Origin of the sequence: Mangrovicoccus sp. HB161399 (genome assembly GCF_013184745.1) — a bacterium.
Lineage (GTDB): Bacteria > Pseudomonadota > Alphaproteobacteria > Rhodobacterales > Rhodobacteraceae > Mangrovicoccus.
This window is the reverse complement of record NZ_JAATVU010000001.1, coordinates 1-18,914: the sequence shown is the minus strand read 5'-3', so window position 1 is coordinate 18,914 and position 18,914 is coordinate 1. Positions and strand designations below refer to the sequence as shown.

Genomic DNA, 18,914 nt, shown 5'->3' with positions numbered 1-18,914 from the left:
TCCCGGCTGGCGGGACTAGCTGCGGCTGTCGCGCGGGACGGTCGCGCTGCGGCGCACCGGGGCGGGGCGGACGCGCTTCTCGATGTCCTGGTAGAGCGTCTCGACGATGTTCTTGCCGGTCGCCTTCTCGATCCCCTCGAAGCCCGGCGAGGAATTGACCTCCAGCACTTTCGGCCCGGTATTCGACCGCAGGATGTCGACGCCCGCCATGTTCAGCCGGAACGCCTTGGCGGCGCGGATGGCGATGTCGCGCTCTTCCTTGGTGATCCGCACCGGCTTCGCGGTGCCGCCCTGATGCAGGTTCGAGCGGAATTCGCCCTCGCTGGCCGCGGAGCGCTTCATCGAGGCGACGACCTTGCCGTTGATCACCAGGCAGCGCACGTCCTCGCCCGCGGCCTCCTTGACGAATTGCTGCACCAGGAAGTTGGCCTTGAGCCCGCGGAAGGCGGAGATCACCGACTCGGCGGCCTTCTTGGTCTCGGCCAGCACGACGCCCTTGCCCTGGGTCGACTCCAGCAGCTTGACGATCAGGGGCGCGCTGCCGACCAGCTCGATCAGGTGCAGCGTGTCCTTGGGCGAGGAGGCGAAGGCGGTGACCGGCATGTTGATCCGGTGCCGCGCCAGGACCTGGTGGGCATGCAGCTTGTCGCGGCTGGCGGTGATGCCGTCGGCAGGGTTCACGCAATAGGTGCCCACGGTCTCGAACTGGCGGATGACCGCAGTGCCGTAGGGGGTGATCGAGGCGCCGATGCGCGGGATCACCGCGTCGTAGCGCGGCAGGCGCTGGCCGTCGTAATGCACCTCGGGCGCATCCGCGTTGATCGCCATGTAGCACAGCGAGGTGTCGATCACCTCGACGACATGGCCGCGGTTTTCGCCCTCGGCGACGATCCGGCTGGTGGTGTAGTTCTTCGGCTCGCGGCTGAGCACGGCGACGCGCAGGGAGCGCCGCGGCGCCTGGGTGCGGACATCTGCCGTGTGGTAGACGTCGTAGCTCAGCTCCGGCTGGCAGCAGCGTTCCGAGGCGGCGACCAGCATGTCGTCCATCAGCGCCTGGCGGCCGAGCAGCATCCGGTAGGCCATCGAGCCGCGGTTGGTCAGCGTCACTTCGATCGGCCAGGATCGGTTGCCCATGTGGACCTCGGTGCGGATGACATAGCGCAGTTCCATGTCGCCGTTGGACGAGGTGACCTCGCGGCGGTCGACGATGGTGGCCGAGCAGGGAATCGACAGCTCGTCGCGCCCCGGGATCGGATGCACGCCGAACCGGACCTTGGGCTTGTTGATCGGCCCGAAGGGTTCGATGTCGAAGGCATGCAGCGCCGAGGTCCGCGCGCCGGTATCGACCTTCGCCTTCAGCGCCGGCAGCCCGAGCGCCGGCAGCGAAAGCCATTCTTCCCAGCCGAGCCGGAAATCCGTCTGGTCGTTGCTGATGTCGGTCATGCGATGCCCCCGCCTGCCTTGGTCTGGCGCCGCCCTAGCCTCTGCCGGGGCGCGCGGTCAATGCGCTTGCCGCGGGAAATCCCCGCGCCGCGGACTTGGCACTGCGGCGGAAATGTGCAGAAGGGGGAGCCGAGCAAAGGACCGACCGCCCGTGACCCAGAGATTCAGCTTCGCCCTCCACGCCACCGACGGCAAGGCCCGCACCGGGCTGATCAGCACGCCGCGCGGCGATATCCGGACGCCTGCCTTCATGCCGGTGGGCACGGCGGCGACGGTGAAGGCGATGATGCCCGAAAGCGTGCGCGCCACCGGGGCGGACATCCTGCTGGGCAACACCTACCACCTGATGCTGCGTCCGACGGCGGAGCGCATCGACCGGCTGGGCGGGCTGCACAAGTTCATGAACTGGGACCGGCCGATCCTCACCGACTCGGGCGGCTTCCAGGTGATGAGCCTTGCCGACCTGCGCAAGCTGACTGAGGAGGGCGTGACCTTCCGCTCCCATGTCGACGGCTCGCGCCACATGCTGTCGCCCGAACGCTCGATGGAGATCCAGAAGCTGCTGGGCTCGGACATCGTGATGTGCTTCGACGAATGCCCGGCGCTGCCCGCTCCGCGCGAGCGGATCGAGGAGTCGATGCGGCTGTCGATGCGGTGGGCGGCCCGCTCGCGCGAGGCTTTCGGCGACCGGCCGGGCCATGCGCTCTTCGGCATCCAGCAGGGCGGCGACATCGAGGATCTGCGCGGCGAGAGCGCGGAGAAGCTGCGCGCCATCGGCTTCGACGGCTATGCGGTCGGCGGGCTCGCCGTGGGCGAGGGGCAGGAGATCATGTTCCAGGTGCTCGACTATGCGCCCGGCATGCTGCCCGAGGACAAGCCGCGCTACCTGATGGGGGTGGGAAAGCCGGATGACATCCTCGGCGCGGTCAAGCGCGGCATCGACATGTTCGACTGCGTGCTGCCCTCGCGCTCGGGGCGCACCGGCCAGGCCTTCACCCGCCGCGGCGTCGTGAACATCAAGAATGCCCGCCATGCCGACGATCCGCGGCCGCTGGACGAGCATTGCAGCTGCCCCGCCTGCTCGCAGTACAGCCGCGCCTACCTGCACCATGTCTTCCGAGCGGGCGAGATCATTTCCTCGATGCTGCTGACCTGGCACAACCTGCATTACTACCAGGAATTGATGCAGGGCATCCGCGATTCCATTGCCGCGGGACGTTTCGGCGAATTCGAGGCGGATTTCCACGCTGCGCGTGCACTGGGCGACGTGGAACAACTTTAACGGGATGGTATCGGGCTACCTGACTCCCATAGGTTGACACATGTTAATTTTTTCATGCGAACTGCCGGTTTTCTTTTGACCTTGCGGGGGAGGGGCTTCTAAGCGCGGGGGTGTCCGCAGTTTGTTTCGATTTTCGATTTGGTGGTTTTGGCGCGGACGGCATTTATCAAAATCGAAAGGAAGAAAGTTGAGAACGAACACGTTCCTTTTCTCGGTCTTGCTTGCGGCAGCAACCACCCCCGCGCTGGCCCTGACCGTAACCTACAATGACACCACTGCGCTCCGGGATGTCGAACTGGATTCCGGCGCGCTCCTGCAGGACCCGCTGAGCATTCCGCTCTTCGATTCCTCGCTCGGCACGCTGATCTCGGTTTCCTACGAGCTGACCGGCACGGTCGACGGCTCGCTCGGGATAGTCAATCTCTCTCCGAACCCGATCGGGGGGTATGCGACGAGCACGGTGGCGTTCTCCTTCGCCTCGTCGCTGCTGGGATCCGACAGCTTCGATACCGTCGCGTCCACGGGGCTCATCCTGCTGGGCGTGGGCGGCTCGACGACCGTGCCCGTCTCCGGATCGAACAGCTACTCGCAGTCGATCACCGATCCGGTCGCCCTGGCCGGGTTCATCGGCAGCGGCAGCTTCGACATCGACTACCTGACGTCGACCTCGCTCGGCGGCGGTGCCTGGGGAGGCGATGTCTCGATCACCCAGCTGACCGATGCGCAGCTGGGCATCTCGGTGACCTATACCTTCGCGACCGTGCCGCTTCCGGCCAGTTCCGCCCTGCTGTTCGGCGGGGTCGGGCTGCTGGCCGCCGCGGGCCGCCGCCGCACGTCCCGCGGGTAGCTGGCGGCAGGGCCCGACGCAGGACCGGAGGGGATGCCCGCGCAGCCGGGCGGAAGGGCCGGGGAAGTCCCCGGCGCCCCCGCCAGGCTCCGCGATGTCCGCCTTGCGCGGCCTGCCTGCCGAGGGCATGCCCGGCCTGCCGCCATCTGCGCAGAGGCGTGGCGGCGGGTCCCGGCGGCAGCCCGCCGCAAGCGCGGGCTGCCGCTCCGGCCGATAGCGGCTGACTTTGCCGCCCGGGTGATGTAGGGTCCGAGACCCGGGCTCCGTGACGGCCCGGCAACCAGAGGCAAGGGAGGTGCCAGATGGACATGACGACGATTTCCCAGCATGCGCATGCGCTCTACCGCGCGCATGGCGACCGCGCCGAGGCCGAGGCCCAGCACCAGTTCCGCGAGGCCGAGGCCCGCGGCGACAGTGCCGAGGCCGAGGACTGGAAGGCGATCCGCAAGACCATCCGCATGCTGCGCGGACCCAACGAAAGCTGAGCCGGCGCCGGACGGACCAGGACGGCGAAACGGGGCCGGGCGGCACGCAGCCGCCCGCCAGCCTCAGGCAAAGCGCCTGCCGCGGTGCCAGATCCGCTTGATCCTGGGATGGCGCCAGATCGACTGGGCGCAGATGTTGGCGGCATCGATGTTCATGTGCGCCAGCAGGATCAGCTTGTTGCGGCTGCGGTGGATCAGGCGGCCGTGCTTGTACTCGCACAGCACCTCGCCGACGCCGGCAATCTCCTCGTTGCCGTAGACATAGCCGTTGGTCGTGTCGATCACTTCGCGGCCGACATTGTCGGGCTCGTCATGTTGCTGGGTGATATGCCCGAAATGGCGGTCCGTCAGGAAATAGACGGTCGGGAGCTCGTTGAGCGACCCGGTGAAGCCGATGATGTTTTCCTTGATGTAGAAGTTGTCGTGGAACGCCATGGGAACCTCCTGTGGGTGCGTCTTGCATGAAGTCGCGCCGCTGCCGGGAACGGTTCAAAAAGAGGCGGACTTTTTTCCGCGTGCCGGGAAATCTGCAGCTGCCGGCGGGCAGGGCGGTCCCGCGCTGCCCTTGCGGCAGCATGTCGTTGCGATTCTCCGGAAGGCCGTGACACCCTCGCGACCAGTTTTGTGGTTCATGGAGTGCCGCATGAAGTTCCTTTTCCCCGCCTTGCTGCTTTCCGCCCTGTCTTGCCTGCCGGCAGCCGCCGTCACGCTGGCCGGCGCGCCCGTCGAGATTTCCTACATCGCCTCCGACCGTCCGCTGCTGGCGCAGACCTATGTGACGGCGCCGGGAATCGCGCCGCTGGGCTCGGATTTCGTCGTGGAGCTGGGCAGCAGCTGGATCGAGCTCAGCGCGCCGACCGGCGGGCATTTCCTCGACCTGCCGTTCAACGGGTTCCGGATCTCGGACGTGTTCGGCGGGATTGCCCCGATCACCTTCGCGGCGCTTGGCGCCGCGGTGCAGTCCGGCACGCCGGTGCTGAGCTTCGACGCGGACAACGTGTTCCTCAACATGGCGGCAACGGATATCGGGGCGGGCGTCTTCGCGCGGATCGACCTGGAACCGGTGGCGGCCAGTCCCGGCGGCGCCGCGGAGTCGCAGGTGCCGCTGCCTGCCTCGCTGCCGCTGCTTCTGGCGGCCCTGGGCGGGGCGGGGGTGCTGGTGCGCGGCCGGGGCTGAGCCCCGAAAGCAGAAAGGCCCCCGCGATGCGGGGGCCTTCCGGAACTTGCCCGGAGAGGGCGCCGAGGATCACTCCTCTGCGGCTGCCTCTTCCTCTTCGTCGGCAGAGCTGCCGCCGATCCCGGCAGGCGCCTGGATGTTCGCGATCACGAAGTCGCGCTCGATCTTCGGCTTGACGCCTTCCGGCAGCTGCGCGTCCGAGATGTGGATCGTGTCGCCGATCTTGCGGCCTGCAAGGTCGATCACGATCTTCTCGGGGATGTCGCCGGCGGTCACGACCAGCTCGACTTCGGGACGGACCTCGGTCAGGACGCCGCCGCGCTTCAGGCCGGGGCATTCCTCGTGGTTGATGTATTCCACGTGGATGAACAGGTTGATCTTCGACGCGCGGCGCAGGCGCATGAAGTCGACATGCGTCGGCAGGTCCTTGACCACGTCGCGCTGCACGGAACGGCAGATCACGCGGAAGTCTTCCTGGCCCTCGATCTTCATGTTGAAGAGCGTCGAGAGGAAGCGGCCCTGCTTCAGGCGCTTCAGGAGGACGTTGAAGGGGATCTGGATCGCCTGCGGCTCTGCTTCGCCGCCATAGACAACGCCAGGAACCATGCCGTTGCGGCGTGCCTCGCGAGCGGCCCCCTTGCCCGTCCCCGCGCGAACCTGGACTTCGAGATCAGGAATCTCACCAGCCATGTTATTTCTCCTAGAATGAGTGGGCCGCCTCCAAGGGTGTCGGCCCGGATGAAGCGCGCGCATAGCCGGCGGACGGGATTTGCGCAAGGAAAAAGCGCCGTTCTGCCGCAGGCCGGGTCAGGCCCGCGCGGCCAGCGGGCGTCCGGGCGGCTGCGTCGGGCGGCTTCCCGCCCAGACGCAGGCCAGGACGATGGCGGCGCCCGCCAGCTGCAGCGGGCTCAGCGCCTGTCCGAGCACGGCCCAGCCCAGCAGGACGGCGGTCAGCGGGCTGAGGAAGCCGAAGCCGGTGACATTGGCCGGACCCAGCCGCCCGATGCCGCGGAACCAGAAGATGTAGCTCAGCGCCGCGCCGAACAGGCCGAGCCAGAGGAAGCCTGCCAGGTTGGCGGGGGTCAGCGGCGGCAGGGCGGGCTCCAGCAGCAGCGCAGCGGGCAGCAGCAGCAGCCCCCCGGCTGTCAGCTGCCACGCAGTGAAGGTCAGCGCCGGAACCGGCGGCTGCCACTTGCGGGTCAGCACCGTGCCGAGCGCCATGGACACCGCCCCGGCCAGCGCCGCGGCGATGCCGGGCAGGTCGAGCGCGGCATCGGGGCCGAGCACCAGCAGCGCGACGCCGAGGATGCCCGCGGCGGCCGCGCCGATGCTGCGCGCCGAGAGCGGCGTTCCCAGCGCCATGTGCGCGAAGCCCAGCACGAAGAGCGGCTGCACCGCGCCCAGCGTCGCGGCCACCCCGCCGGGCAGGCGGTAGGCGGCGACGAACAGCGCGGCCCAGAAGATGGCGAAGTTCAGCGCCCCCAGCGCCAGCAGCCGCCAGAGCCAGTCCCGCGGCGGCAGCCTGCGGGTCAGGGCGAGAAGCAGCAGCCCCGCGGGCAGGGCGCGCAGCACCGCATCGGTCAGCGGATAGCCCGGCGGCAGGAGCTCGGAGGTGACGATGTAGGTGCTGCCCCAGACCGCCGGGGCGGAAGCGGCAAGAAGCATGTCGAGGCTGCGCGGCATGGGCGGGTCTCCGGCTTTGTCTCGACGTCGAGATAAATTCCGGAAACCTTGACGTCAAGATAAAATCCGGCTAGCCCGCGGCCATGGATCAGGTGGACCGGATACTGGAGCAATGGCGCCGCGAGCGCCCGGATCTCGATGTCGGGCCGATGGGGCTGCTCGGGCGCATGAAGCGCCTGCACGACCATCTGGCCGAGGAGACCGCGCGGGTCTTCAAGGCACACGGGCTGACCGCGGCCGGGTTCGACGTGCTGGCGACGCTGCGCCGGGCGGGGCCGCCCTTCGCGCTGACGCCCTCGGCGCTGGTGGACTGGACGATGGTGACCTCCGGAACGATGACCAACCGGCTCGACAAGCTGGAACGGGCCGGACTGGTCGAGCGGCGCCCCAATCCCGCCGACGGGCGCGGGGCGCTCGTCGCGCTGACCCCGGCGGGGCGGGCGCTGATCGACCGGGCGGTGACCGAGCATGTCGCCAACCAGCACCGGATCCTTTCGGACCTGACGCCGGAGCTGCGCGCGCGGCTCGATGCCGATCTCAGGGCCTGGCTCGGCGCCTGCGCGCCGGAGTGAGTGCCGCCGCGCCGACGGCGCGGGCGCGGCTCACCGATACTAAATACTGAATTGATCGAGGCCGGACCCGGCCGCAGACTCCCCCCGATGGCTGGCCATAACGATACTCAACAGCCGCATTGGGAGGAAAAAATGGGATTCTTGTCTAAGCTCTTCGGGGGCGACGACCCTGCGCCCGCAGCAGCGCCGGCGAAACCGGCCGTGCCGACCAGCGGGGTGAAGATCCACCCGGCCGTCGACAACGGGGTGAAGCCCGCGCAGCCCGGATTCGCCGGGGGCACGCTGAGCTGCAAATGCGGCTCCGACAAGGTCGAGGTCACGCTGACCGGCCAGACCGCGCACAACCATGTCTGCGGCTGCACCAAGTGCTGGAAGCCCACCGGCGCGATCTTCAGCCAGGTCGCGGTCGTGCCGCGCGACCAGCTGAGCGTCACCGCCCATGCCGAGAAGCTGTCGATCGTCGATCCCTCCGCCGCCATCCAGCGCTATGCCTGCACCGGCTGCGGCGTGCACATGTACGGCCGGATCGAGAACCAGGAGCATCCCTTCTACGGGCTCGATTTCGTCCATACCGAGCTGAGCCCGCAATCCGGCTGGTCCCCGGCCGAATTCGCCGCCTTCGTCTCGTCGATCATCGAGTCGGGCGTCGATCCGTCGAAGATGGACGGCATCCGCGCGCGGCTGAAGGAGCTGGGCCTGGAGCCCTATGACTGCCTGTCGCCGCCGCTGATGGACGCGATCGCCACGCATCTGGCGAAGAAGAGCGGGGCCCTGCCGTCCTGACGTTTGGTAAGGCGACAGGTTGTTGCGTCATGCCACTCTTTGTTGTTTGTTTCGACTCAGGGAGGAACTACCGATGAAGCATGACCGATTGATTTCGGAGGGCAGGTCGATTCGATCTGTCCTCGTTATCGACGACCATCCGCTCTATGCCTACGCGCTCACCACGGCGCTGACGCAGGTCTTCCATGACTGCCGGGTGGAGACCGCCACGACGCTGAAGGACGGGCTGAAATCCGTCGGAAGCGGTGCCGGTCCCGACCTGGTGATGCTGGATCTGCGCCTGCCGGACGCCTCCGGGCTGTCCGGCCTGATCAGGCTGAGGGAGCGGCTGCCCGACACGCCCGTCCTGATCATCTCGGCCCAGACCTCCGCCGATGTCGTCCAGTCGCTGATGGATCTCGGCGCAGCGGGCTTCGTGCCGAAGGACCTGCCGCTGCCCGAGATCGAGGCCGCCCTCGGCGAGGTGCAGCGCGGCAACCGCTACCTGCCGGTGGAGTACCAGAACGCCTTCCGCCGCCGGGCCGCCCCGCCGTCCGACCTGGAAAACATCAGCCGCAAGATCGCCGAACTCTCGCCGCAGCAGATGCGCATCATGAAGCTGATCTGCGCGGGCAAGGCCAACAAGCAGATCGCCTACGAGCTGTCGCTGGCCGAGGCCACCGTCAAGGCGCATGTCACCGCGCTCCTGCGCCGTCTCGGCGTGCAGAACCGCACCCAGGCCGCCGTCATGATGGAAAGCGTCAGCCTGGAGGACGAGGCAGGGGAGACGCTCAGGGCCCGTGGATAGCAATGGGTAACCTGATCGCCGATCCCGTGGCGCGGCCCTCCGGGGCCGCGGCGAACCCGATTGCGGTCGCCGTGTCGCGCGAACCCGATGCCGGGCGCGCCGTGGTCGACCTGGCGCAGCAGCTCGCCGGCACCGACATCTGCTTCCTGCTGGTCTTCGCCCCGGCCGCGCTCGACCGCGAGGATCTGGCCGCGGGGCTGAACCGCGCCTTTGCCGGGCTGCCGGTCTTCGGCTGTTCCTCGGCGGGACAGATCACGCCGGAGGGCTACGAGACCGGCGCGCTGCTGGCGATCGCCTTCACCAAGGCGCATTTCCGCTGCGCCTCGCTGCTGATCTCGCCGCTGAAGCCGCTGGCAATCAGCCGGATCTCGCGCGACCTGCGCCGCCTGGCCTCGCGCTTCCCGCGCACGGCGAACTGGAACCGGCTGGCGCTGACCTTCGCCGACGGGCTGTCGAAGCAGGAGGACATGCTGGTCGCCACCATGGTCACGACGCTGGAGGATCTGCCCTGCTTCGGCGGATCGGCGGCGGACGACCACGAATTCGCGGAGACCTTCGTGCTGCATGGCGGGCGCTTCCTGACCGATGCCGCGGTGGTGCTGCTGATCGAGACCGACATGGACTTCGCGGGGCTCGGCTTCGACCATTTCCTGCCCTCGGACCAGCACATGGTCGTCACCCGCGCCATTCCCGAGGAGCGCATCGTCCAGGAGCTGAACGGCGCCCCCGCGGCCGAGGAATATGCCCGCCAGCTGGGACTGTCGGTCGGCGAGCTGACCCCCAAGGTCTTCGCCGAGAACCCGGTGCTGGTCAGGAACAACGCCATGTACCACGTGCGCGGCATCCAGCAGGCGCTGCCCGACGGGTCGCTGTCCTTCCTGTCGGCGATCGAGGACGGCATCCTGCTGACCCTGGGCGAGGGCCAGGACCTGATCGCCAAGCTGCGCGCCGGGCTCGACGTCACCGACGCCAAGGGCAGGCGGCCCGATTTCATCCTCGGCTTCGACTGCTACCTGCGCAAGCTGGAGCTCGGCCAGAAATCCCTCACCGGCGCGGCCTCGCGGCTGCTGCAGGAACATCGTGTCATCGGCTTCAACACCTATGGCGAACAGCATTGCGGCGTGCATGTGAACCAGACATTCGTCGGCGTCGCCTTTTTCGGACCGTCATGGACCACCCTTCTCTGATCAATCCCGCCGACCCGCCGGAAGTGCAGGTGGAGAAGCAGGCGCGCATCATCGACGCGCTCCTGCGCCGCAACCAGCGCCAGCATACGGTCGGGCAGTCGGCCTATGCCGCCTTCCAGTCGGCCGTCACGCTGCAGGAACAGGTCTGGGCCAAGACCCGCGACCTGGAGCGCGCCTCCACCGAGCTGGAGCAGCTGCGCTTCGACCGCGAGAAGAGCCGCAAGACCCTGACCGAGGCGCTCTCGGTGATGGAGGGCGGCTTCGCGCTGTTCACCGACGGGCGGCTCGACATCTGCAACGACCTCTTCGAGACGCTGCTGCCGGATGTCTCGCACCGCATCCGCGCCGGGCTGACCGTGCCGGAGTATTTCGACGCGCTGCGTGCCTCGGGCCACGTGCTGAACCAGGACGGCCGGACCCGCGAGGCGCTGGCGCGCGCCCGCGACATGCCCAAGGGCCAGACCGTCAACACCTTCGTCGTCGGGCTGATCGGCGACCGCTGGTTCCAGTTCGCGCTGCAGCGGACCTCCAGCGACAACCAGATCATCCTGCAGACCGACATTTCCGACATCGTGCGGCGGGCGCGGCGCGAGAAGGACCACCTGATCGACATGCACGCCCATTACATGCAGGCGGCCTTCGATCACATGTCGTCCGGCCTGGGCACCTTCTCCCGCGAGGGGGCGCTGCTGATCCACAACGACCGGTTCCGCGATCTGCTGGGCCTGCCGGTGCGGCTGGTGCAGTCCGGCACCTCCTTCGCCGACATCCTGGACTTCATCCGCACCAGCTATGACATCCATGTCGAGGACCTGCTGGATTTTTCCAACTGGCGGCAGGTGCTGCGCGACGAGGGCGGTCTGCGCAAGCGACTGCGCCATCCCTCGGGCCGCGTGCTGGGGCTGCATGTCCACCTGCTGCCCGACCGCGGCTTCCTGGCCGACATTGCCGACATCACGCTGGAAGTGCAGGCGACCGAGCTGCTGGAGCGCCGCGTCGAGGAGCGCACCGCCGAGCTGACAGCCGCGCACCAGGCGCTGCTGGAGCAGCACGAGCACCAGGCCAAGGTGAAGGAAGAGCTGAAGCGCGCCAAGGAGCTGGCCGAGGAGGCGGTGACCTCCAAGACCCGATTTCTCGCTGCCGCCAGCCATGACCTCCTGCAGCCGGCCAATGCCGCCAAGCTGCTTCTGTCGTCGCTGGCCGAGAAGGCCCGCGACAGCGAGCTGATCGGCATGGTGGAGCGGCTGCAGGGCTCCTTCGCCTCGATGGAGTCGCTGCTGCAGGCGATCCTCGACATTTCGCGGCTCGATTCCACCGGCGCCGATCTCAGCCCGTCGCCGGTCTGCCTCGGGCCGCTGATGAGCTCCGTGGTCGAGGACCAGGCGCCGCTGGCCGCGCAGAAGCGGGTCAAGCTCTCTGTGGTGCCCAGCTCCGCCTGGGTGATGAGCGACCAGCGCTACCTGCTGCGCTCGATCCAGAACCTGGTGGTCAACGCGATCCAGTACACTTCCGAGGGCCGGGTGCTGCTCGGCTGCCGCCAGCGCGGCGACGAGACGGTGCTGGAGGTCTGGGACACCGGCATGGGGATCAGCCCCGAGGACCAGCAGAAGATCTTCAAGGAATTCACCCGCGCCGCCGGGGCCAAGGCCGGGCCGGGGATGGGGCTGGGCCTGTCGATCGTCGACCGCACCTGCCGCCTGCTGGGGCACCGCCTGTCGGTGCGCTCCACGCCGGGCGTGGGATCGGTCTTCTCCATCGCGCTGCCGCGGGTCGATGCCCCGCGCGTCAGCCAGCCCGCGCCCGCCGCGGCGCCGGATCTGTCGGGCGAGGACCTGGACCTGCTGGTGCTGGTGATCGAGAACGATCCGGACCTTCTTTTCGCCACGGTGCAGGTGCTGGAAAGCTGGGGCGCCTCGGTTTTCGGCACCTGCTCGGCCGAGGAGGCGCTGGCGGTCACGGCCGATATCGGCATCCCGCCGGACCTGATCCTGGCGGATTACCATCTGGATGACGGCGCCACCGGCGTCGACGCGATCGCCGCGGTGCGCCGTGCCACGGGCGTTTCGATCCCGGCGATCATGGTGACGGCGGACCGTTCCACCGAACTTCTCTGGACCGCGCGCTCGATGGGCGCCGAGGTGCTGACCAAGCCCGTGGACCTGCAGAAGCTGCGCCGCCGCGTCGCCGCCGCGATGCGCGAGCGCAATGCCTTTTCCGCGATGACCGCCTCCTGAGCGGCACCGCAGCAGACTTGAGGGAGGAAACCATGAAGACAGGCCTGATGGCTGCGGCGCTGGCCGCCGCGCTGGCGCTCGCCGCGCCTTTCGCGGCACCGGCCGCCGAGACCGCGGCGCCCTATGCGCTGATGTTCCGAGGCGGCACGCTCGATGCGGTGCCGCACGGCAAGGTGCTGACCTATGCCCGCACCGTCGTCCTGCCCGCCGACGAAGGCTTCGCGTCGCGCAACAGCGGCGTGCTGCGGCTGGCCTTCGCCGGGGACGATGCCGACGAGGTGCAGCTGGGATTCGGCCCCGACCGGGACAGCACGCATGTCGTCGGCGCCTTCCCGGCGAGCGTCGGCAGCCCGCTGGCGATGTACCACATGGAAACCGTGACCCGCGACATGGCGCAGATCACCGGCGGCAGCCAGTTCTACATCCGCAACCGGATGAAGGACGCGCTGTCGCGTCCCGCGGGCGTCGAGGATGTCGAGGTCGATGGCCAGCCAGCCCGCGAGGTGGTGTTCCGTCCCTTCGAGGGCGACCCGAACTCCGCCCGCATGGCCGGCTTCGCGGCGCTCGAGATCCGCGCGGTGATGAGCGAGGCCGTCCCCGGCTGGTACAGCCGCCTCTCCGCCACGGTGCCGGACGGCCAGGGCGGGGTGCTCTACAGCTCGGAAATCACCTTCGAAGGCGAGGAGGGCGGGCAATGAGGCCGGTCCTCGCGGCGCTCCTGCTGGCCGGGAGCGCGGCCGGAGCGCAGGGGCTCGACGAGCGCTTCAACGACTACCCGACCTCGGCGCGCGCCGATTACGTCTTCGCCTGCATGGCGGTGAACGGGCAGGGGCGCGATGTGCTGGAGCGGTGTTCCTGCTCGGTCGACCAGATCGCGGCGGTGCTGCCCTACGACAAATACGTCGAGGCCGAGACCGTGCTGTCGATGCGCCAGGTCGGCGGCGAGCGGATGGCGATCTTCCGTTCCTCGCCCTCGGCCGACGCGCTGGTGGCCGATCTCCGCCGCGCCCAGGCCGAGGCGGAGATCCTCTGCTTCTGATCCTGCCGGGCAGCGCGCCGGGCGGTCCGGCGCGCGCGGCGGGGCCGGCGGGCTCCGGCCGTGCTAGGGTCGCCCTAGCTGGCGCTGTCCTTGGGCAGCTCCTGGCGGAAGGTGTTGCCCTCGGTATCGGTCGCGGTGACCGTCAGCGTGGGCGAGCCGTCATCGGCATAGGAGAAGCGGAAGGCCGGGTTCTCGCTGATCGAGATGCCGCCCTCCATGCGGAACAGCAGGTCGCCGCCCTGCCGCACCTCCAGCTCCGAGATGAAATGCGCGGGGATGAAGAGATGGGTGACCTGGTCGCGCTGCAGCCCGGAGTAGTTCGGATGGCGAATCATCACCTGCGCCTCGCGGCGCCCGCCGGGATCGCCGCCGAACGTCTTGAGCTTCATCTGCCCCATCGAGGCCAGCGCCAGTTCCGGGTCGCGCGAGGCCGGGGCCGCGCAGCCGCCCGAGGCCTTGACGAAGCGCCCGGTCATCGCCAGCCCCTGCGGCGTCTCGGCGATCACCCGCAGGTCGGAATACTGGTTCACCCGCACGCGCAACTCGAAGTCGAGCGGCGCCATGGCGGTGCCGAAGGTGAATTCCCCGGCCACCGGAGCCGGGTTTTCGTCAATGATCACGGTCGCTTTGGTGATCGTCCGCGACGGGTCGAGCTGGGTGATCCGGACTGGCACGGTGGCCGCGTCATGGGCGCGGTAGGGCGCGTCGACCTCGAACAGCCCGGCGCCGTCGGCAATCGGATCGTCCCCGGCGATGTCATAGCGCAGCGCGTCCCAGGTGGGGCCGTTGACCAGCGGATTGGGCAGCTCGTCGGCCAGCGCCAGCACGGCCGGGGCGGCCATGACGGCGGCGAGGATGGCGGTCCTCCAGAGCATGTGGTCTCCTCCCTTGCTCTCTCAGGTTGCAAGCCTGCCACGGAACGGGACAATCGGGGAAGGAATTCCGGGAGAATGGCCCGCAACTTTCCGTGCGGGCGGAGGAGGGACGGATGTTCGAAGTGCTGGTGACGCTCTGCGCGCTGGAAGGCGGCGACTGCCGCGACATGCTGGTGCCGGGGCACGAGGCCGCGACGATGGAGGCCTGCGAGGCGGGGCTCTCCGCCGCTGCCGCGCCGGCCCTGCCCGGGCTGGAGGCGAAGGGCGCGCCGTTCTGCGCCGCCTCCGGCCCCGGGCTGTCCGTCGAGGAGGTCGCGCCCGGGGTCTTCGTGCACACGGGCGCCATCGCCGAGCCCGACTCGGAGAATGGCGGCGACACCTCGAACCTGGCCTTCGTCATCGGCACCGACAGCGTCGCGGCCATCGACAGCGGCAGCAGCCGGGCGATGGGCGAGGACCTGTGGCGGGCGATCCGGGCGCGCACCGGCCTGCCGGTCAGCCACGTGATCCTGACCCACATGCATCCCGACCATGTCTTCGGCGCCTCCGTCCTGGCCGAGGCGGGGGCGGACGTCGCCGGCAGCCACAGGCTGGCCCGCGCAATGGCCGACCGGGCGGAAAGCTACCTGACGCGGTTCCGGCAGGAGATCGGCCCGGGCTTCCTCGGCTCGCAGATTCCGGCGGTGGACGCGGAGATATCGGATTCGGTGGAGATCGACCTGGGCGGCCGCCGCCTGTGGCTGGCCACCTGGCCGGAAGCGCACACGCCGACCGACCTGACGGCGGCCGACAGCCTTTCGGGGCTGCTCTTTGCGGGCGACCTGGTCTTCGACCGCCACGCACCGGTGATCGACGGCTCGCTCCGGGGCTGGCAGTCGGTGCTGGCGGCCCTGTCGAAGATGTCCTTTTCGGGGGTTGTGCCGGGTCACGGCGCCGCGCGGCTCGGCTGGCCGGACGGTGCGGAGCCGCTGCGCCGCTATCTCGACGTGCTGGCCGGGGACACGCGCGCTGCGCTCGACATCGGGCTGCGCCTGTCCTCGGCGACCGCGGCGGTGGCGGCCTCGGAGGCAGGGAACTGGGAGCTTTTCGAGCTCAACAACCCGCGCAACGCCACCGTCGCCTATGCCGAGCTGGAATGGGAGTGAGCGCCGCCTCCGGCCCGGGGGTCTCCGCCCGGCGGCCGGCCCGCGGGCCGGAGGCGGGCGCCTAGCTCCGGATCTCGGCCTCGAGCATCTGGGCGATGCCGTAGAGCCGCTTCTCCAGCAGCACCGGGGTCTCGCAGACATAGGTCAGCGAGCGCTGCCGGTCGGTGAAGATGCGCTCGTCCCAGTCGATCTGCACCTCCAGCTCGTCGACCCGGTCATAGTCGGGATCGTCCGCGGCCATCAGCGTGTCCATCTCGCTGCGCGCGCCGTCGATCCGCTTCGACAGCGCGATCTGCTTCTGCGCGTATTCCTCGATTCCCTTCATGATCCGCGTGCGCAGATGGGAGAGCTTGTCGAAGCTCTCGCCGAAGAGGTGGCTCATCATCGCCTCGCCGCCGCCATGCGCATCGGCGAAGCCGTCCAGGGCGGGCTGCACCTCTTCCAGCGGCATGCGCCGCAGGACCAGCCGCGCGACCACGTCGTCCGCGGCCGCCGCAGTCTCGGCATCGAGCTTCATTTCGGGGATCGGATGGGCCCACATCAATCCCGGGGAAAGCTGGCTGACCTTGCGCTGAACGCAGGGCCAGTCCGGGTCGGAGGCCGGCTGCGCAAGCGCCGCGCAGCCCGTCACCGCCACCGCCGCAAGTGTCGCAAAGCTCGGAAAATATTTCGCAATCATTCTTTTACCTCCCGCGGCCACAGGATACCAAGCCCTCAGGTCGTGTCCATCCGCAGCTTGTATGCCATGGCACATCCGAAGGTATGAATTGTTCCGGCCGGGGCGCGGCTCTACCGTCTCGGTCAATCAGTGAAGGCCGCGGCAAGCGGTCATGGAGGACAGAGACTTGCGCACCAAAGCAGCCGTGGCCATCGAGGCCGGCAAACCGCTCGAAGTGATGGAAGTTAACCTCGAAGGCCCGAAAGAGGGCGAGGTTCTGGTCGAAATCAAGGCCACCGGCATCTGCCATACCGACGAATTCACCCTGTCCGGCGCCGATCCCGAGGGCCTGTTCCCGGCGATTCTGGGCCATGAGGGCGCAGGCGTGGTGGTCGAGGTCGGCCCGGGCGTCAAGTCCCTGAAGCCGGGCGATCACGTGATCCCGCTCTACACCGCCGAATGCCGCGAGTGCGAGTACTGCCTCAACCCGAAAACCAACCTCTGCCAGAAGGTCCGCGCCACCCAGGGCCAGGGCCTGATGCCCGACGGCACCTCGCGCTTCTCGATGCTCGACGGCACGCCGATCCTGCACTACATGGGCTGCTCGACCTTCTCGAACTACACCGTGCTGCCCGAGATCAGCCTGGCAAAGGTCCGCGAGGACGCGCCCTTCGACAAGATCTGCTACATCGGCTGCGGCGTCACCACCGGCATCGGCGCCGTGCTCTACACCGCCAAGGCGGAAATCGGCTGCCGCGCCATCGTCTTCGGCCTGGGCGGCATCGGTCTGAACGTGATCCAGGGCCTGCGCCTTGCCGGCGCCGACCAGATCGTCGGCGTCGACCTGAACCCGGCCAAGGTCGAGATGGCCACGCGCTTCGGCATGACCGACTTCGTCAATCCGAAGGAAGTCGAGGGCGATCTCGTTCCCTACCTCGTCAACCTGACCAAGGGCGGCGCGGACTACACCTTCGACGCCACCGGTAACGTTCAGGTGATGCGCACCGCTCTGGAAGCCTGCCACAAGGGCTGGGGCGAGAGCATCATCATCGGCGTGGCGCCCGCGGGCGCGGAAATTTCCACCCGCCCGTTCCAGCTGGTCACCGGCCGGTCCTGGCGCGGCACGGCCTTCGGCGGCGCGCGCGGCCGGACGGACGTTCCGAAGATCGTCGACTGGTACATGGACGGCAAGATCGAGATCGACCCGATGATCACCCATGTGCTGCCGCTGGAAGACATCAACAAGGGCTTCGACCTGATGCATGCCGGCGAATCCATCCGCGCGGTGGTGCAGTACTGATGAGCTTCGAGATCCTCTCGGAAAACAAGAGCTTCGGCGGCGTGCAGGGCGTGTACAGGCACGCCGCCAGCTCGACCTCCTGCGACATGACCTTCGCCGTCTACCTGCCGCCGCAGGCTGCGCACGGCAAGGTGCCCTGCCTTTGGTATCTCTCGGGCCTGACCTGCACCCACGAGAACGCCATGACCAAGGGCGGCTTCCAGGAACATGCGGCGAAACACGGCATGGCCGTCGTCTTTCCCGACACCTCGCCGCGCGGCGAGGGCGTGGCAAATGACGACGCCTATGACCTGGGCCAGGGCGCGGGCTTCTACGTGAACGCCACGCGCGAGCCCTGGGCGCCGCATTTCCGGATGTGGGATTACGTCACCGACGAGCTATATTCCCTGGTATCGGAGAATTTTCCGGTCGATGGCCGCCACGGCATCACCGGGCATTCGATGGGGGGGCACGGCGCGCTGACGGTGGCGCTGAGGAACCCCGACAACTACGGCTCGCTTTCGGCCTTCGCGCCGATTGCCAACCCGACCCAGTCCGACTGGGGCCGCAAGCAGCTCTCGGCCTATCTGGGCGAGGACGAGGCGGGATGGGCGATGCATGACAGCTCGATCCTCCTGGAGGAGCGCGGCTGGAAGGGCGAGCTTCTGGTCGACCAGGGGGCCTCGGACCAGTTCCTCGACCTGCTCCGCCCCGAGGCGCTGGCTGCCGCGATGGGCCGCCGCCGCCAGCCCGGCATCCTCCGCTTGCAGCCGGGCTATGACCATAGCTACTACTTCATCTCGACGTTTGCCGAGGACCACGTGAAGTGGCACGCGGAGCGTCTCGGAGCGGTTTGAGCCAGAGAAGGACTACTTGACCATGACAGCCAAGATCATCGCCCTTTCCCTCGCAGCCCTGAGCCTGGCCCTGCCGGCCGTCGCGCAGGAAGGCGGCGACCCGGCAAAGGGCGAGAAGGTGTTCCGCAAGTGCATGGCCTGCCATGCCGTCGGTCCGGATGCCAAGAACAAGGTCGGACCGGAACTGAACGGCATTGTCGGCCGGGTCACCGCTTCGGCGCCGGACTTCAAGTATTCCGATGCCATGATCGCCAAGGGCGCGGACGGGCATGTCTGGACGCCCGAGGAGCTGGACGCCTACCTGGCCGATCCCAAGGCATTCGTCCCGGGCAACAAGATGGCCTTCGCCGGGCTCCGCAAGGAGCAGGAGCGGGCCGACGTGATCGCCTATCTCGCGACCTTCCCGTAAGGCGCGCCGGGCTCTCGACCATCCCGGCGGTCTCGACAGCCGCCGGGCCAGCAGCAAGGAGGACCGTTACGATTTCTTAATGCCCCCTGAGTCAGGAGAGGAGCCTGTTGGGGGGAGCCCTTTGTTCCGGGAGAATCGAAGGTGCCATGGTGGGCATCCGGGGCCGGCGCAG

21 protein-coding genes are annotated in these 18,914 nt (G+C 68.4%); 15 read left to right on the top strand and 6 right to left on the bottom strand.

Translation table 11 applies throughout. From position 1 onward, the window contains the following. Positions 1 to 15: 15 nt before the first annotated feature. Positions 16 to 1,443, bottom strand: a complete 1,428-nt coding sequence (gene rimK, locus HCC78_RS00105) for a 30S ribosomal protein S6--L-glutamate ligase (RefSeq protein WP_172326704.1) — start codon at positions 1,441 to 1,443, stop codon at positions 16 to 18. A 151-nt stretch (positions 1,444 to 1,594) separates the two neighbouring features. Here rimK and tgt point away from each other — a divergent pair, with 151 nt between their 5' ends. The 3 genes from tgt to HCC78_RS00090 all read left to right on the top strand — a co-directional run bounded on the left by tgt (position 1,595) and on the right by HCC78_RS00090 (position 4,057). Then, complete coding sequence (gene tgt, locus HCC78_RS00100) at positions 1,595 to 2,725, top strand: tRNA guanosine(34) transglycosylase Tgt (RefSeq protein ID WP_172326703.1); 1,131 nt, start codon at positions 1,595 to 1,597, stop codon at positions 2,723 to 2,725. Positions 2,726 to 2,912: 187 nt separating this feature from the next. After that, positions 2,913 to 3,572, top strand: coding sequence for a choice-of-anchor E domain-containing protein (locus tag HCC78_RS00095; RefSeq protein WP_172326702.1), 660 nt, complete (start codon positions 2,913 to 2,915; stop codon positions 3,570 to 3,572). A gap of 302 nt (positions 3,573 to 3,874) precedes the next feature. Then, positions 3,875 to 4,057 (top strand): hypothetical protein, encoded by a 183-nt coding sequence (locus tag HCC78_RS00090; RefSeq protein WP_172326701.1) that lies wholly within the window; start codon positions 3,875 to 3,877, stop codon positions 4,055 to 4,057. A 63-nt stretch (positions 4,058 to 4,120) separates the two neighbouring features. Here HCC78_RS00090 and HCC78_RS00085 read toward each other — a convergent pair whose 3' ends face one another. After that, complete coding sequence (locus HCC78_RS00085; protein WP_172326700.1) at positions 4,121 to 4,492, bottom strand: hypothetical protein; 372 nt, start codon at positions 4,490 to 4,492, stop codon at positions 4,121 to 4,123. 208 nt (positions 4,493 to 4,700) lie between these two features. Here HCC78_RS00085 and HCC78_RS00080 point away from each other — a divergent pair, with 208 nt between their 5' ends. Continuing rightward, positions 4,701 to 5,234: a hypothetical protein gene (locus tag HCC78_RS00080; RefSeq protein ID WP_172326699.1), complete on the top strand. Its 534-nt coding sequence runs from the start codon at positions 4,701 to 4,703 to the stop codon at positions 5,232 to 5,234. A gap of 69 nt (positions 5,235 to 5,303) precedes the next feature. Here HCC78_RS00080 and HCC78_RS00075 read toward each other — a convergent pair whose 3' ends face one another. After that, a complete protein-coding gene (locus HCC78_RS00075; RefSeq protein WP_172326698.1) occupies positions 5,304 to 5,924 on the bottom strand; it encodes a 50S ribosomal protein L25/general stress protein Ctc in 621 nt (206 codons plus the stop codon). A 117-nt stretch (positions 5,925 to 6,041) separates the two neighbouring features. Next, positions 6,042 to 6,917 (bottom strand): EamA family transporter, encoded by an 876-nt coding sequence (locus HCC78_RS00070; RefSeq protein ID WP_172326697.1) that lies wholly within the window; start codon positions 6,915 to 6,917, stop codon positions 6,042 to 6,044. Between the two features lie 83 nt (positions 6,918 to 7,000). On the opposite strand from HCC78_RS00070, the gene HCC78_RS00065 reads away from it, so the two are divergent. From HCC78_RS00065 to HCC78_RS00035, 7 genes are all read left to right on the top strand, one after another. Beyond that, entirely contained in the window at positions 7,001 to 7,489 is a 489-nt protein-coding gene (locus HCC78_RS00065; protein ID WP_172326696.1) for a MarR family winged helix-turn-helix transcriptional regulator, read from the top strand. 132 nt (positions 7,490 to 7,621) lie between these two features. Beyond that, positions 7,622 to 8,272 carry an S-(hydroxymethyl)glutathione synthase gene (gene gfa, locus HCC78_RS00060; protein WP_172326695.1) on the top strand — a complete coding sequence of 217 codons (651 nt, stop codon included), beginning with the start codon at positions 7,622 to 7,624 and terminating at the stop codon, positions 8,270 to 8,272. 73 nt (positions 8,273 to 8,345) lie between these two features. Continuing rightward, positions 8,346 to 9,059: a response regulator transcription factor gene (locus HCC78_RS00055; RefSeq protein ID WP_172326694.1), complete on the top strand. Its 714-nt coding sequence runs from the start codon at positions 8,346 to 8,348 to the stop codon at positions 9,057 to 9,059. Positions 9,060 to 9,061: 2 nt separating this feature from the next. After that, on the top strand, positions 9,062 to 10,246 hold the full coding sequence (locus HCC78_RS00050; RefSeq protein WP_172326693.1) for an FIST N-terminal domain-containing protein: 1,185 nt from the start codon (positions 9,062 to 9,064) through the stop codon (positions 10,244 to 10,246). Further along, on the top strand, positions 10,228 to 12,480 hold the full coding sequence (locus HCC78_RS00045) for an ATP-binding protein (protein WP_253948974.1): 2,253 nt from the start codon (positions 10,228 to 10,230) through the stop codon (positions 12,478 to 12,480). Before HCC78_RS00050 ends, HCC78_RS00045 begins: the two co-directional genes overlap by 19 nt. A 32-nt stretch (positions 12,481 to 12,512) precedes the next feature. Beyond that, complete coding sequence (locus HCC78_RS00040) at positions 12,513 to 13,178, top strand: hypothetical protein (protein WP_172326692.1); 666 nt, start codon at positions 12,513 to 12,515, stop codon at positions 13,176 to 13,178. Then, positions 13,175 to 13,519, top strand: coding sequence for a hypothetical protein (locus tag HCC78_RS00035; protein WP_172326691.1), 345 nt, complete (start codon positions 13,175 to 13,177; stop codon positions 13,517 to 13,519). The genes HCC78_RS00040 and HCC78_RS00035 overlap by 4 nt, the downstream gene beginning before the upstream one ends. 74 nt (positions 13,520 to 13,593) lie before the next feature. On the opposite strand, the gene HCC78_RS00030 is transcribed toward HCC78_RS00035, so the two are convergent. Next, complete coding sequence (locus tag HCC78_RS00030) at positions 13,594 to 14,394, bottom strand: quinoprotein dehydrogenase-associated SoxYZ-like carrier (protein WP_172326690.1); 801 nt, start codon at positions 14,392 to 14,394, stop codon at positions 13,594 to 13,596. Between the two features lie 113 nt (positions 14,395 to 14,507). On the opposite strand from HCC78_RS00030, the gene HCC78_RS00025 reads away from it, so the two are divergent. Beyond that, on the top strand, positions 14,508 to 15,539 hold the full coding sequence (locus HCC78_RS00025) for a quinoprotein relay system zinc metallohydrolase 2 (protein WP_172326689.1): 1,032 nt from the start codon (positions 14,508 to 14,510) through the stop codon (positions 15,537 to 15,539). Between the two features lie 61 nt (positions 15,540 to 15,600). On the opposite strand, the gene HCC78_RS00020 is transcribed toward HCC78_RS00025, so the two are convergent. Further along, positions 15,601 to 16,218: a hypothetical protein gene (locus tag HCC78_RS00020; RefSeq protein WP_172326688.1), complete on the bottom strand. Its 618-nt coding sequence runs from the start codon at positions 16,216 to 16,218 to the stop codon at positions 15,601 to 15,603. A 166-nt stretch (positions 16,219 to 16,384) separates the two neighbouring features. Between HCC78_RS00020 and HCC78_RS00015 the strand changes: the two genes are divergently transcribed. Genes HCC78_RS00015 through HCC78_RS00005 form a run of 3 tightly spaced genes read left to right on the top strand, consistent with a single transcriptional unit; the run spans position 16,385 to position 18,742 of the window. Next, positions 16,385 to 17,497 (top strand): S-(hydroxymethyl)glutathione dehydrogenase/class III alcohol dehydrogenase, encoded by a 1,113-nt coding sequence (locus HCC78_RS00015; RefSeq protein WP_172326687.1) that lies wholly within the window; start codon positions 16,385 to 16,387, stop codon positions 17,495 to 17,497. Further along, the gene (fghA, locus tag HCC78_RS00010) at positions 17,497 to 18,333 is read left to right on the top strand and encodes an S-formylglutathione hydrolase (RefSeq protein ID WP_172326686.1); all 837 of its coding nucleotides are present in this window, start codon (positions 17,497 to 17,499) and stop codon (positions 18,331 to 18,333) included. The genes HCC78_RS00015 and fghA overlap by 1 nt, the downstream gene beginning before the upstream one ends. 22 nt (positions 18,334 to 18,355) lie before the next feature. Continuing rightward, positions 18,356 to 18,742, top strand: a complete 387-nt coding sequence (locus tag HCC78_RS00005; RefSeq protein WP_172326924.1) for a cytochrome c family protein — start codon at positions 18,356 to 18,358, stop codon at positions 18,740 to 18,742. Positions 18,743 to 18,914 lie beyond the last annotated feature (172 nt).

Bases quoted from the DNA above. Each gene is read 5' to 3' on its own strand.
- rimK (WP_172326704.1), bottom strand. From the start codon at position 1,443: ATGACCGACATCAGCAACGACCAGACGGATTTCCGGCTCGGCTGGGAA.
- HCC78_RS00090 (WP_172326701.1), top strand. From the start codon at position 3,875: ATGGACATGACGACGATTTCCCAGCATGCGCATGCGCTCTACCGCGCG.
- HCC78_RS00085 (WP_172326700.1), bottom strand. From the start codon at position 4,492: ATGGCGTTCCACGACAACTTCTACATCAAGGAAAACATCATCGGCTTC.
- HCC78_RS00080 (WP_172326699.1), top strand. From the start codon at position 4,701: ATGAAGTTCCTTTTCCCCGCCTTGCTGCTTTCCGCCCTGTCTTGCCTG.
- HCC78_RS00075 (WP_172326698.1), bottom strand. From the start codon at position 5,924: ATGGCTGGTGAGATTCCTGATCTCGAAGTCCAGGTTCGCGCGGGGACG.
- HCC78_RS00070 (WP_172326697.1), bottom strand. From the start codon at position 6,917: ATGCCGCGCAGCCTCGACATGCTTCTTGCCGCTTCCGCCCCGGCGGTC.
- HCC78_RS00065 (WP_172326696.1), top strand. From the start codon at position 7,001: ATGGATCAGGTGGACCGGATACTGGAGCAATGGCGCCGCGAGCGCCCG.
- gfa (WP_172326695.1), top strand. From the start codon at position 7,622: ATGGGATTCTTGTCTAAGCTCTTCGGGGGCGACGACCCTGCGCCCGCA.
- HCC78_RS00055 (WP_172326694.1), top strand. From the start codon at position 8,346: ATGAAGCATGACCGATTGATTTCGGAGGGCAGGTCGATTCGATCTGTC.
- HCC78_RS00050 (WP_172326693.1), top strand. From the start codon at position 9,062: ATGGGTAACCTGATCGCCGATCCCGTGGCGCGGCCCTCCGGGGCCGCG.
- HCC78_RS00045 (WP_253948974.1), top strand. From the start codon at position 10,228: ATGGACCACCCTTCTCTGATCAATCCCGCCGACCCGCCGGAAGTGCAG.
- HCC78_RS00040 (WP_172326692.1), top strand. From the start codon at position 12,513: ATGAAGACAGGCCTGATGGCTGCGGCGCTGGCCGCCGCGCTGGCGCTC.
- HCC78_RS00035 (WP_172326691.1), top strand. From the start codon at position 13,175: ATGAGGCCGGTCCTCGCGGCGCTCCTGCTGGCCGGGAGCGCGGCCGGA.
- HCC78_RS00030 (WP_172326690.1), bottom strand. From the start codon at position 14,394: ATGCTCTGGAGGACCGCCATCCTCGCCGCCGTCATGGCCGCCCCGGCC.
- HCC78_RS00025 (WP_172326689.1), top strand. From the start codon at position 14,508: ATGTTCGAAGTGCTGGTGACGCTCTGCGCGCTGGAAGGCGGCGACTGC.
- HCC78_RS00020 (WP_172326688.1), bottom strand. From the start codon at position 16,218: ATGATTGCGAAATATTTTCCGAGCTTTGCGACACTTGCGGCGGTGGCG.
- fghA (WP_172326686.1), top strand. From the start codon at position 17,497: ATGAGCTTCGAGATCCTCTCGGAAAACAAGAGCTTCGGCGGCGTGCAG.
- HCC78_RS00005 (WP_172326924.1), top strand. From the start codon at position 18,356: ATGACAGCCAAGATCATCGCCCTTTCCCTCGCAGCCCTGAGCCTGGCC.